The following is a 13396-nucleotide window of genomic DNA, read 5'->3' on the forward strand; positions in this document are numbered from 1 at the left end:
GGCCCGCAGGCCTTTGTTTATTCCGCTGGACTTTCTTCGCTGCTGCCTTCTTGCTGCGCCAAAGCGAGTTCTTCCGCTTCGGTTTCGGCAATTTGACGGCGTTCGGCCTCGTCCATCAGGTCTTTTTCTTTGCGGGCACGGTGGTAAGCCATGCCAGAGCCTGCTGGGATCAAACGACCCACAATGACGTTTTCCTTCAAACCACGCAACTCGTCGCGCTTGCCCATGATGGCCGCTTCGGTAAGAACGCGTGTAGTTTCTTGGAAAGAAGCCGCAGAGATAAACGAGTCGGTAGACAAGGAAGCCTTAGTGATACCCAGCAACAAATTGGTGTAGGTTGCGGGCAACTTACCCTCAGCCTGCAAAGCTTCGTTGGTATTGAGCATCTCCGAGCGCTCGACTTGTTCGCCAGCGATGTAGCCAGAGTCGCCAACGTTATCGACCACCACACGGCGCAGCATCTGACGCACGATCACTTCAATATGCTTGTCATTGATCTTCACGCCTTGCAAACGGTAAACGTCTTGCACTTCGTCGACGATGTAACGCGCCAACTCTTCAATACCAAGCAAACGCAAGATGTCTTGTGGATCAGCGGGGCCGTCCACAATGCTCTCGCCCTTGTTGACCACTTGGCCTTCGTGCACCACGATGTTTTTCTCTTTGGGAATGAGTTCTTCCCACACAGTGCCTTCGGGATCCGTGATTTGCAAACGGATCTTGCCTTTGGTTTCTTTACCAAACGACACCGTACCTGTCATCTCAGCCAAGATGCCTTTGTCCTTGGGTGAACGCGCCTCGAACAGCTCAGCCACACGGGGCAAACCGCCGGTAATGTCACGGGTTTTTTGACCTTCAACAGGGATACGCGCCAACACTTCACCAGGGCCCACATCTTGGCCATCACGCACTTGGATCAACGCACCGATTTGGAAGCCAATGGTGACCGAGTGATCGGTGCCAGGAATCTTGACTTCTTTGCCAGAGGCATCCATCAACTTCACCTGAGGGCGAACCACTTTGGTAGAGCCGCGGCGTTTGGGGTCAATCACCACCAAGGTTGACAAGCCGGTGACTTCATCCAATTGCTTGGCGACCGTTAAACCTTCTTCGACATTCTCGAACTGGGTTTTGCCAGCGAACTCGGTAATGACAGGACGGGTCAATGGGTCCCAGTTGGCCAAGATGGTGCCAGCTTTGATGGCCTGGTCTGGCTTGATGGCCAAAATAGCACCGTAAGGCACTTTGTGGCGCTCGCGTTCGCGACCCTGCTCGTCATGAATCACGATTTCACCCGAACGTGAAATAACGACCAGCTCTTTTTTGCTATTGGTCACATAGCGCATGGTGGCGTTAAAGCCAATCACACCGTTGGACTTGGCGTCCACACTGGAGGCAACCGCCGCACGCGAAGCCGCGCCACCGATGTGGAAAGTGCGCATGGTCAGCTGCGTGCCTGGCTCGCCAATGGACTGCGCAGCAATCACACCCACTGCTTCGCCCACATTGATCAAACCACCACGGCCCAAATCGCGGCCATAGCATTTGGCACACAAACCAAAACGGGTTTCGCAATTGAGTGCTGTACGAACTTTGATTTCGTCCACACCCAAGAGTTCGATTTCATCAATCAGGTCTTCGTCCAGCATATGGCCAGCGGGCACCAAGGTCTGACGGGATTCAGGATGCACCACATCTTCGGCAACCGAGCGACCCAATACGCGGTCACGCAAAGATTCAATGACCTCGCCGCCTTCCACGATGGCTCGCATGACTTGACCATTGGCTGTACCGCAGTCGTCTTCAATGACCACCAAATCTTGCGTCACATCCACCAAGCGACGCGTCAAGTAGCCTGAGTTGGCGGTTTTCAGCGCCGTATCAGCCAGACCCTTACGTGCGCCGTGGGTAGAGATGAAGTACTGCAACACATTCAGGCCTTCGCGGAAGTTCGCGGTGATGGGAGTTTCAATGATGGAGCCATCAGGCTTGGCCATCAATCCACGCATACCCGCCAATTGGCGAATTTGGGCGGCAGAGCCACGCGCGCCAGAGTCGGCCATCATGTAGATGGAATTGAAAGACTCTTGCTCGACCTCATTGCCATGGCGGTCAATGGTTTTCTCTTTACGGAGTTGATCCATCATCACCTTGGACACGGCATCACCTGCTTTGCCCCAAATGTCCACCACCTTGTTGTAACGCTCGCCAGAAGTCACCAGACCCGACACGTATTGCTGCTCAATGTCTTTGACTTCTTTTTCTGCGCTCTCAATGATGGCGTGCTTTTCTTGCGGCACCAACATGTCGTCGATGCAGATGGAGATGCCTGCACGGGTTGCCAAACGGAAACCGTTTTGCAGCAACTTGTCGGCAAATACCACGGTTTCTTTCAGACCGCATTTGCGGAATGAGGTGTTGATGAGCTTGGAAATTTCTTTCTTCTTCAGTGCTTTGTTCAAATTGCTAAAAGGCAAGCCCTTGGGCAAAATTTCAGACAACAGCGCACGACCGACTGTGGTTTCGACCAAAGACACACTGCTGGTGAATTCGCCAGTTTCTTTGTCCTTGAGCCACTCCGTCATACGCACAGTGACTTTGGCGGTGAGTTCCACCACATCAGCGTCAAGGGCGCGTTGCACCTCGCCAATGTCAGCAAACACCAAGCCTTCACCTTTGCCGTTGATGCGCTCGCGGGTGGTGTAGTACAGGCCCAGCACCACGTCTTGCGAAGGAACGATAGAGGGTTCGCCGTTAGCAGGAAACAACACATTGTTAGAGGCCAGCATCAAGGTGCGGGCTTCCATTTGCGCTTCTACCGACAAAGGAATGTGCACCGCCATTTGGTCGCCGTCAAAGTCGGCGTTAAAGGCTGAACACACCAAGGGGTGAAGTTGAATAGCTTTGCCTTCGATCAAGATAGGCTCAAAAGCTTGAATGCCCAAGCGGTGCAAAGTAGGCGCACGGTTGAGCAACACGGGATGCTCTTTGATGACCTCTTCCAAGATGTCCCACACCACAGGGGTGCCGGCTTCAACTTCCTTCTTCGCCGCCTTGATGGTGGTGGCAATTCCCATCAACTCCAATTTGCTGAAGATAAAGGGCTTAAACAACTCAAGCGCCATCAACTTAGGCAAACCGCACTGATGCAACTTGAGGGTTGGGCCCACGGTGATAACTGAACGTCCTGAGTAATCCACACGCTTGCCCAGCAAGTTTTGGCGGAAACGACCGCTCTTGCCTTTGATCATGTCAGCCAAAGACTTGAGCGCACGCTTGTTCGCACCGGTCATGGCTTTGCCGCGACGGCCGTTGTCAAGCAAGCTGTCCACCGCTTCTTGCAACATACGCTTTTCATTGCGGGCAATGATTTCAGGCGCATTGAGTTCAAGCAAACGACGCAAACGGCTGTTGCGGTTGATGACGCGACGGTACAAATCGTTCAAATCGGAGGTGGCAAAACGGCCACCATCCAAAGGCACCAAAGGGCGCAAATCGGGTGGCAATACTGGCAACACCGACAAAACCATCCACTCAGGTTTGATGCCTGATTTCTTGAAAGCCTCAAGAACTTTCAAGCGTTTGGCGTTTTTCTTGATCTTGACTTCTGAACCAGTCAAGTCGTTACGGAGTTTTTCAATCTCCATATCGATTTCCATGGTCTCGAGCAAATCGCGAATGCCTTCTGCGCCCATCTTGGCTTGGAACTCGTCGCCCAACTCAATTCGCTTGGCTTCATAGTCGTCCTCGGTCATGATGGCGTATTTTTTAAGCGCCGTCATGCCAGGATCAGTGACCACATAGGCTTCAAAGTACAACACGCGCTCGATATCGCGCAAGGTCATGTCCAACACCAAGCCTAAGCGGCTGGGCAAAGATTTCAAGAACCAGATATGGGCGCAAGGTGCTGCCAAATCGATGTGACCCATGCGGTCACGACGTACCTTGGTTTGGGTGACTTCAACGCCGCATTTTTCGCAAATCACGCCACGATGTTTCAAGCGTTTGTATTTGCCGCACAAACATTCGTAGTCCTTGATGGGGCCGAAAATTTTGGCGCAAAACAAGCCGTCGCGTTCGGGTTTGAAAGTGCGGTAGTTGATGGTTTCGGGTTTTTTGACTTCGCCGAAAGACCATGAACGAATTTTCTCAGGGGAAGCAAGGCCAATTTTGATGGCATCGAAATGCTCATCAGGTGTGAACTGCTTAAAGAGGTCGAGTAATGATTTCATGAACGCTCCAACTCTATATCGATGCCCAATGAACGAATTTCTTTGACCAACACGTTGAACGATTCGGGCATGCCCGCTTCGATGGCGTGTTCGCCTTTGACGATGCTTTCATACACTTTGGTGCGACCTTGCACGTCGTCTGATTTGACGGTGAGCATTTCTTGCAGTGTGTAAGAGGCGCCATAAGCCTCCAACGCCCACACTTCCATCTCGCCGAAACGCTGACCGCCAAACTGCGCCTTGCCACCCAAGGGTTGCTGGGTAACCAAACTGTACGGGCCAGTGGAGCGAGCATGCATTTTGTCGTCCACCAAGTGGTGAAGTTTCAATACATGCATATAGCCCACGGTGGTGGGACGCTCGAAAGCGTCGCCGGTGCGGCCATCAAACAAATGCGCTTGTGTACGCGCCGCTGTCAGTCCTTTAGCTTTGACCACATCTTCAGGGTAAGCCAGTTTCAACATGGTGCGTATGTCTTCTTCTGACGCGCCATCGAACACAGGTGTTGCAAAAGGTACGCCAGTAGAGAGGTTATGCGCCATCTCTTTGATGTCTTTGTCTGCCAGTTTGGTCAGCTCTTCTTTGTGCCCCGTGCTGTTGTACAAAGTCTCAAGGAAAGCTCGAATCTCGGCAGCTTTGGCCTCTTCTTGCATCATGTGGCCGAGTTGCTGACCAATGCCTTTGGCAGCCCAGCCCAAATGCACTTCCAGCACCTGACCAACGTTCATGCGTGAAGGCACGCCCAACGGGTTGAGCACGATGTCTACAGGTGTACCGTCAGCCATATAAGGCATGTCTTCAACAGGCACAATCTTGGAGACCACGCCTTTGTTGCCGTGGCGACCGGCCATCTTGTCGCCAGGCTGCAAGCGACGCTTCACAGCCAAGTAGACCTTGACCATCTTCAACACACCGGCTGGCAACTCATCGCCTTGGGTGAGTTTTTTGCGTTTCTCTTCAAAAGCCAAATCAAAGCTGTGACGGGTTTGTGTCAATGCGTTTTTGATGCTTTCCAATTGTGAAGCGGTATCTTCATCCGCAGGACGGATGTCAAACCAATGGAACTTCTCGACGCTGTCCAAATAGGCCTTGTCGATCTTGCTGCCTTTGGGCAGTTTGTTGGGGCCGCCATTGGCAGTTTTGCCATTGAGCAACTTGCCAATACGATCGAAGGCATCAGCTTCAACGATGCGAAGTTGATCGTTCAAATCTAAACGGAAGCGCTTGAGTTCATCGTCGATGATTTGCTGAGCACGCTTGTCGCGAACAATGCCTTCGCGTGTGAAGACCTGTACATCGATGACAGTTCCTTGTGAGCCTTGGTCAACTCGCAAAGAAGTGTCTTTCACATCGGAGGCTTTTTCACCAAAGATGGCGCGCAGCAGTTTTTCCTCTGGCGTCAAAGTGGTTTCGCCTTTGGGTGTGACCTTGCCCACCAGCACGTCGCCGGGTTGCACTTCGGCGCCAACGAAAATGATGCCGGACTCGTCTAAGCGATTGAGTTGCAGCTCAGCCAAGTTAGGAATATCACGGGAAATTTCTTCCGCGCCCAGTTTGGTGTCACGCGCCATCACCACCAATTCTTCGATGTGGATGGAGGTGTAACGGTCTTCGGATACGACACGCTCAGAGATGAGGATGGAGTCTTCGAAGTTGTAACCATTCCAAGGCATAAAAGCCACCAACATATTTTGACCCAAAGCGAGTTCGCCCAAGTCAGTGGACGCACCATCGGCCACCACATCGCCTTTAGCGAGCTTATCGCCACGCTTAACAATGGGTCGCTGGTGAATATTGGTATTTTGGTTGGAGCGCTGGTATTTGATGAGGTTGTATATATCCACACCAACTTCACCGGCTTGCGTCTCAGCATCATTCACACGAACCACAATACGGGTTGCGTCAACATAATCAACCACACCGCCACGCAATGCAGTGACCACGGTGCCAGAGTCAATAGCAGCAACGCGTTCGATACCTGTTCCCACAAATGCTTTTTCTGGACGCAAGACTGGCACCGCTTGGCGCTGCATATTGGCGCCCATCAAAGCGCGGTTGGCGTCATCGTGCTCTAAGAAAGGCACCAAAGAGGCTGCTACTGAGACGATCTGTGCAGGAGAGACGTCCATGTATTGAACGCGCTCTTTGCCGCACAAAATGGATTCGCCTTTTTCGCGAGCAGACACCAAATCGCCAATCAATCGATCGTCCTTGCTCAACATCGCGTTCGCTTGAGCAATCACGTATTTGGCTTCTTCGATGGCTGAGAGGTAATCGATTTCCATGGTGACTTGGCCATCGTTCACACGTCGGTAAGGTGTCTCGATGAAACCATATTCATTCAAACGCGCGTACAAAGACAGCGAGTTGATCAGGCCAATGTTGGGGCCTTCAGGTGTCTCAATAGGGCAAACACGTCCGTAGTGAGTCACATGCACGTCTCGCACTTCAAAGCCAGCACGCTCGCGGGTTAAACCGCCAGGGCCCAGTGCGGAGACACGTCGCTTGTGTGTGATCTCGGACAAGGGATTGGTCTGATCCATGAACTGCGACAACTGAGATGCGCCAAAAAACTCTTTAAGTGCAGCAGAGATGGGCTTGGAGTTGATCAAGTCGTGGGGCATCAAAGGTTCTTGCTCGGCTTGACCCAAACGCTCTTTCACTGCTTTTTCGATACGCGCTAAACCTGTGCGGTATTGGTTCTCCGCCAATTCACCGACGCAACGAACTCGGCGGTTGCCCAAATGATCGATGTCATCGACTTCCCCGCGACCGTTACGCAAGTCAACCAAAATCTTGACGACTGCCAAGATGTCTTCGTTGTTAAGCACCATGGGGCCAGTGGAGTCTTCACGTCCCACACGAGCATTGAACTTCATGCGGCCCACACGCGACAAGTCGTAGGTATCAGGGTTGTAGAACAAGCGCTGAAACAGGGCTTGAACTGCGTCTTCTGTAGGCGGCTCGCCAGGGCGCATCATGCGGTAAATGGCCACACGTGCTGCAAACTCGTCGGCAGTTTCATCTATGCGCAGGGTTTGTGAAATGTATGCACCTTGGTCCAACTCATTGGTGTAGATGCACTGCAAATCTTGTACGCCACTGGAGCGCAATTTTTTTAGCAAAGCCTCTGTCAACTCTTCGTTGGACTTGGCAATGATTTCACCGGTTTCTTCGTCAACAATGTTGCGGGCAACAACTCGTCCGATCAGAAAATCTTCTGGAACAGACACATGCGTTGTACCGGTTTGCTCCATTTCACGCGTGTGTCGTGCAGTGATGCGCTTGTCTTTGGCGACTACGACATTACCGGATTTGTCGGTGATGTCAAAGCGTGCAACTTCGCCACGCAAGCGCTCAGCAACAAATTCCATTTGAGCACCACTGTCCATCAATTTGAAGGTGTCGTTGACGAAGAAGTTGGCCAAAATAGCTTCGGGCGTCAAACCAATGGCTTTGAGCAAAATGGTGACTGGCATTTTGCGGCGACGGTCGACGCGGAAATACAAAATATCTTTGGGATCGAACTCGTAGTCGAGCCATGAACCGCGGTAAGGGATGATGCGAGCGCTAAAAAGCAATTTGCCCGAGCTGTGTGTTTTGCCTTTGTCGTGTTCAAAGAACACGCCAGGTGAGCGGTGCAACTGAGACACGATGACGCGCTCGGTACCGTTGATGATGAAAGAACCTTTATCAGTCATCAAGGGCACTTCGCCCATGTAGACCTCTTGCTCTTTAACTTCTTTAACTACCTTGGACTGAGGGGTAGAAGAGTCGCGGTCATAAATAATGAGTTGCACACGTGCACGCACGGCGGATGAGAACGTCAGTCCACGTGTTTGGCACTCGCGCACATCAAAAGCAGGCTTGGCGAGGTTGTACTCAAGGTACTTCATCTCCACAAAGCCATTGTGCGAAACAATGGGAAACGCTGCTTCAAAGGCTGCTTGCAAGCCTTCCGAGGTGCGTTTTTTAAGGGCTACATCAGCTTGTAAAAACGCGGTGTACGCGTCTTTTTGCATTTGCAGCAGGTAAGGGACTTCCAGCACGCTGTCGCGGCTGCCGAAACTTTTGCGGATGCGCTTGCGTTCGGTAAATGTATAGGCCATGAGTACTCCGGACTTGATTCACTCGGCGACTGGGGACCGTACAGATGACAAACATCTGCACGTTGTGCTTGGCCCGCTGGCCACTACCAGCGTTGGCGGACGGTTGCGCATTGCACACAACCCGAACCAAGGTTCTTCTGCAGTCAGCTCAGAAGACACTCAACAACAAACACCATATTTGCTGATGGGTGCGCTCTGTTAGCCCAAAAGGCTGGCACCTTTTGAAGGGTGACCAGCCTTGGTAAACACCAGGTTTACTTGAGTTCGACCTTGGCGCCAGCTTCTTCCAATTTTTTCTTGGCGGCTTCCGCGTCTGCTTTGGGTGCGCCTTCTTTGACAGCTTTGGGAGCACCGTCGACCAAGTCTTTGGCTTCTTTTAAGCCCAAGCCTGTGATTTCGCGAACAGCCTTGATGACTGACACTTTGTTTGCACCAGCTTCGAGCAACATGACGTTGAAGTCTGTTTTCTCTTCAGCTGCAGCAGCGCCAGCGCCACCGCCAGCAGCAGCAGGTGCAGCCATGGCTGCAGCGCTTACACCAAATTTCTCTTCGATGGCTTTCACCAAATCGTTGAGTTCCATGACCGTCATGCTGTCTAAAGCGGTCAAAAATGCGTCTTTATCGAATGCCATGATTTTTTTCCTTCACTTTTCAGGGCCACCACTGGGGCGGCAAATGTTTGAATGTGCTGCAAGCCTTAGGCTGCAACCGCTTCGCCTTTTTTCGCCGCCAACGCGCCAAGTACCACTGCGGTACGCGACATGGGCGACATAAGCAATCCGCACAATTGAGCAAGCAAGACTTCCTTGGAAGGGATACTGGCCAATTGTTTGACACCGTTGACATCCAATGCTTTTCCAGCAAATGCGCCGCCACGAATCACCAATTTGTCATTGGTTTTGGCGAAATCAGCCACCACTTTCGCGGCAGCAACTGCATCTGTTGAAAAACCATAGATCAGCGGACCGGTCATCTGGTCGGCGACACTTTCAAAAGACGTCCCAGCGACAGCGCGGCGTGCCAAGGTGTTTTTCAACACACTCAGCGATACGCCTTGGCTGCGCGCATTGGCGCGAAACTTGATCATGTCAGCGACCGTGATGCCGCGGTATTCCGCCATCACCAGTGTCTGCGCTTGTGCTGCAAGTCCCGCCACTTCGGCGACAACTGCTTCTTTTTCACTGCGATTCAGACTCAAGGTCTACTCCTTCAAAATGTGTTGTTGGGTTGCCCCTTCAACACGCCACTTTTGCAGCGACCTGACTGTCAAGAAAAATTCTTTTCAGCGGGATCGCCATCTGCGTTGGCTGGTGAATTAAGTGCAGTCTCGCTGCACGCCAACGGTCTTGGATGGCTCAAGACGGTTTTTCAACCGACTCGACCCACCGCTTCTTGCGCAGCCCTTGCAGGCAACGCAAGAAATTGCTAAACGCCTTTTAGGCGTTCAATGTTTGTGTATCGACTCGCACGCCCACACCCATGGTGGAGGACACTGCCAACTTGCGCAGGTAAACACCTTTGCTCGTGGCTGGCTTTGCTTTGTTCAATGCATCAATGAGTGCCAACAAATTGCCATGCAATTTGTCGCTGTCAAACGAGCGGCGACCAATGGTGCCGTGAACGATGCCGGCTTTGTCAACGCGAAACTGCACCTGACCCGCCTTGGCATTTCTCACCGCTGTTGCGACGTCTGGCGTCACAGTGCCAACCTTGGGGTTAGGCATCAAGCCACGGGGGCCCAAAATTTGACCCAAGGTGCCCACCACACGCATCGCATCAGGCGCAGCAATAACAACATCAAAAGGCATGTCGCCAGCCTTTACGCGAGCAGCCAAATCATCCATACCGACGACGTCAGCGCCTGCAGCCAAAGCCTCTTCGGCTTTCGCGCCTTGGGCGAACACCGCCACGCGGGCGATTTTGCCAGTACCGTTAGGCAGCACAACAGCGCCACGCACAACTTGGTCAGATTTCTTTGCATCAATGCCAAGCTGAACCGCCACGTCGATGGATTCATCAAACTTTGCAGTTGCGCATTCTTTGACAATAGCCAAAGCATCCACAAAGGGGTAGAGCTTGTTGGAGTCAACTTTTCCAGCAACTGCTTTTTGTTTTTTGGTGAGCTTGCTCATACCACGCCCTCCACGGTCACGCCCATGGAACGCGCTGAGCCAGCGATGGTGCGAACGGCGGCATCCAAATCGGCAGCAGTCATGTCAACCATTTTGGCTTTGGCGATTTCTTCTAACTGAGCGCGGGTGATCTTGCCAACCTTGTCAACATGCGGCTTGGAAGAGCCTTTGTCGAGCTTGATGGCTTTTTTAATCAAGGTAACCGCGGGCGGTGTCTTGATGATGAAAGTGAAGGATTTGTCTGCAAACGCGGTAATGACCACGGGTAAAGGCAGACCGGGCTCAACGCCTTGGGTCTGGGCATTGAATGCCTTGCAGAATTCCATGATGTTCAAACCACGTTGACCCAATGCGGGGCCAATGGGTGGCGATGGATTGGCTTTACCAGCTGGCACTTGCAGCTTGATGAAGCCGACGATTTTCTTCGCCATGCTTTTCTCCTTGCGGGTACAAACGCCTTTTGAGGGCTCCCCGGGGTTAACGACTCTTCTTCAACACATCAGCGCCAAGTCGGGAAGCGCTGACATACTAAAGTGCAGAGGACCTAGGTCTTCTCCACCTGACCAAATTCAAGTTCCACGGGTGTTGCTCGACCAAAAATGGTCACCGACACGCGCATTTTGTTTTTGTCGTAATTCACCTCTTCAACTGTTCCATTGAAGTCGGTGAAAGGACCGTCTTTGACACGCACAAACTCGCCCACCATGAATTCCACTTTGTGACGGGGTTTGTCTGTGCCTTCTTGCATTTGGTTAACGATTTTAAGAACGTCGTCTTGCGAGATGGGGGCGGGACGGTTACGCGCACCACCCACAAAGCCAGTGACTTTATTGGTGTGCTTGACCAAATGCCAGCTTTCATCGTCCATGATCATCTCCACCAGCACATAGCCAGGGAAGAAGCGACGCTCAGTAGTTTTACGCTGACCGTTTTTCATCTCCACCACTTCTTCGGTGGGAACCAAGATGCGGCCAAATTTGGCTTGCATGCCCGCGCGGTTGATCCGCTCGACAATATTGCGCTCGACGGCCTTTTCCATGCCCGAATAAGCATGCACCACATACCAACGCATATCAGGATGCGCAGGGGCTGTGGTAATCAAAGTGTTTTCCAGTGATTCTTCGGTCATTATTTTTTCCATCCCAGAATCAAATCGTAGAACACCCATTCAATGGTTTTATCTGTTACCCATAAAAACAAGGCCATCAAAAACACAAAGCCAAACACATAGGCTGTCATTTGCATGGCTTCTTTGCGAGCTGGCCAAACCACCTTTTGAACTTCACGCCACGCGTCCCGACCAAAACCCACCAGTTGGCGACCATGCATGGAGGTGAAAAAAACCACCACCGCCAACAACAGACATCCCAACAAGGCGGCCCACTGCGCCAAACCGCCTTGCGCAGACAGCGCATAAAAGGCCACCACCGCTGCAACAACCAAGGCCAGCGCAGCGCCTATCTTGGCTTTGTCAGCAGTGCTGAAAACGGTTTCTATCTGAGCAGAAGACATGGCAAGCAATACATTCAGTTAGGAAAAGCTGTCTTGTTGAAGAGACCGAAGCCCGCCAAGTTTGGCGGGCTTGTGATGCACCAGAAATCTGGTGGCAGGGGCAGAGGGAATCGAACCCCCAACCTTCGGTTTTGGAGACCGACGCTCTGCCAATTGAGCTATACCCCTATCGCTTGGCACTGTTCAGCACACAAGGCGCCGAACACTCTTCATCAAAGATTAAGCAATGATCTTTGCAACAACACCAGCGCCGACGGTTTTGCCGCCCTCACGAATGGCAAAGCGCAAGCCCTCTTCCATCGCAATCGGGTGGATCAACTTCACCGTGATCGACACGTTGTCGCCAGGCATCACCATCTCTTTGCCTTCAGGCAACTCAATCGCACCCGTCACATCCGTTGTGCGGAAGTAGAACTGGGGACGGTAGTTGTTAAAGAATGGCGTGTGACGGCCACCTTCGTCTTTGCTCAACACATACACCTCAGCCGTGAAGTGGGTGTGGGGCTTGATGGAGCCGGGCTTGCACAGCACTTGGCCGCGCTCGACGTCTTCACGCTTGGTGCCGCGCAACAAAATACCCACGTTGTCACCCGCTTGGCCTTGGTCCAGCAATTTGCGGAACATCTCCACGCCAGTACAGGTGGTCTTGACCGTGTCTTTGATGCCCACGATCTCAATCTCTTCGCCCACCTTCACAATGCCGCGCTCGATACGGCCAGTTACCACCGTGCCGCGACCCGAGATGGAGAACACGTCTTCCACAGGCATTAAGAACGCACCATCGATTGCGCGCTCAGGCGTAGGAATGTAGCTGTCCAAGGCTTCGGCCAGCTTCAAAATCGCCAATTCACCCAACTCGCCCTTGTCGCCTTCCAAAGCCAGCTTGGCTGAGCCATGGATGATGGGGGTGGTGTCGCCAGGGAAATCGTATTTGTCGAGCAACTCGCGCACTTCCATCTCGACCAATTCGAGCAGTTCGGCGTCGTCGACCATGTCGCATTTGTTCAAAAACACGATGATGTAAGGCACACCCACTTGGCGCGCCAGCAAAATGTGTTCGCGGGTTTGAGGCATGGGGCCGTCAGCGGCCGAACACACCAAAATCGCGCCGTCCATTTGCGCCGCACCCGTGATCATGTTCTTCACATAGTCAGCGTGCCCAGGGCAATCCACGTGCGCGTAGTGGCGGTTAGCCGTCTCGTACTCCACGTGGGCGGTGTTAATAGTGATGCCGCGCGCCTTCTCTTCAGGGGCTGCGTCAATTTGGTCGTAGGCCTTGGCCTCACCACCAAACTTCGCCGACAAAATCGTCGTGATCGCCGCTGTCAGCGTCGTCTTGCCATGGTCAACGTGGCCAATCGTGCCAACGTTCACGTGCGGTTTGGTCCGCTCAAACTTGCCTTTTGCCATT

At 52.6% G+C, this 13396-nt stretch carries 10 protein-coding genes and 1 tRNA gene; 1 reads left to right on the plus strand and 10 read right to left on the minus strand.

The window, feature by feature from the left end; all coding sequences use genetic code 11:
• Positions 1-17: 17 nt before the first annotated feature.
• Both rpoC and rpoB read right to left on the minus strand, forming a co-directional pair.
• Positions 18-4232 (minus strand): DNA-directed RNA polymerase subunit beta', encoded by a 4215-nt coding sequence (rpoC, locus tag AC9UEO_RS03980; RefSeq protein WP_509530162.1) that lies wholly within the window; start codon positions 4230-4232, stop codon positions 18-20.
• Positions 4229-8341 (minus strand): DNA-directed RNA polymerase subunit beta, encoded by a 4113-nt coding sequence (gene rpoB, locus AC9UEO_RS03985; RefSeq protein WP_509530165.1) that lies wholly within the window; start codon positions 8339-8341, stop codon positions 4229-4231. Before rpoB ends, rpoC begins: the two co-directional genes overlap by 4 nt.
• On the opposite strand from rpoB, the gene AC9UEO_RS03990 reads away from it, so the two are divergent.
• Entirely contained in the window at positions 8340-8543 is a 204-nt protein-coding gene (locus AC9UEO_RS03990) for a hypothetical protein (protein WP_509530167.1), read from the plus strand. The genes rpoB and AC9UEO_RS03990 overlap by 2 nt on opposite strands.
• Positions 8544-8595: 52 nt before the next feature.
• On the opposite strand, the gene rplL is transcribed toward AC9UEO_RS03990, so the two are convergent.
• The 8 genes from rplL to tuf form a co-directional block, all read right to left on the minus strand.
• The gene (gene rplL, locus AC9UEO_RS03995) at positions 8596-8973 is read right to left on the minus strand and encodes a 50S ribosomal protein L7/L12 (RefSeq protein ID WP_509530170.1); all 378 of its coding nucleotides are present in this window, start codon (positions 8971-8973) and stop codon (positions 8596-8598) included.
• Between the two features lie 65 nt (positions 8974-9038).
• Entirely contained in the window at positions 9039-9539 is a 501-nt protein-coding gene (gene rplJ / locus AC9UEO_RS04000; protein WP_509530173.1) for a 50S ribosomal protein L10, read from the minus strand.
• Positions 9540-9777: 238 nt separating this feature from the next.
• Positions 9778-10473: a 50S ribosomal protein L1 gene (gene rplA / locus AC9UEO_RS04005; RefSeq protein ID WP_509530175.1), complete on the minus strand. Its 696-nt coding sequence runs from the start codon at positions 10471-10473 to the stop codon at positions 9778-9780.
• On the minus strand, positions 10470-10904 hold the full coding sequence (rplK, locus tag AC9UEO_RS04010) for a 50S ribosomal protein L11 (RefSeq protein WP_506611763.1): 435 nt from the start codon (positions 10902-10904) through the stop codon (positions 10470-10472). Before rplK ends, rplA begins: the two co-directional genes overlap by 4 nt.
• Before the next feature lie 113 nt (positions 10905-11017).
• Positions 11018-11602, minus strand: a complete 585-nt coding sequence (gene nusG / locus AC9UEO_RS04015) for a transcription termination/antitermination protein NusG (RefSeq protein WP_509530178.1) — start codon at positions 11600-11602, stop codon at positions 11018-11020.
• Entirely contained in the window at positions 11602-11985 is a 384-nt protein-coding gene (secE, locus tag AC9UEO_RS04020; protein ID WP_509530180.1) for a preprotein translocase subunit SecE, read from the minus strand. Before secE ends, nusG begins: the two co-directional genes overlap by 1 nt.
• Before the next feature lie 92 nt (positions 11986-12077).
• Positions 12078-12153, minus strand: a tRNA-Trp gene (locus AC9UEO_RS04025).
• 51 nt (positions 12154-12204) lie between these two features.
• Positions 12205-13395: an elongation factor Tu gene (tuf, locus tag AC9UEO_RS04030; protein ID WP_509530182.1), complete on the minus strand. Its 1191-nt coding sequence runs from the start codon at positions 13393-13395 to the stop codon at positions 12205-12207.
• Position 13396 lies beyond the last annotated feature (1 nt).

Source organism: Limnohabitans sp. (assembly GCF_040401495.1).
Lineage (GTDB): Bacteria > Pseudomonadota > Gammaproteobacteria > Burkholderiales > Burkholderiaceae_C > Limnohabitans.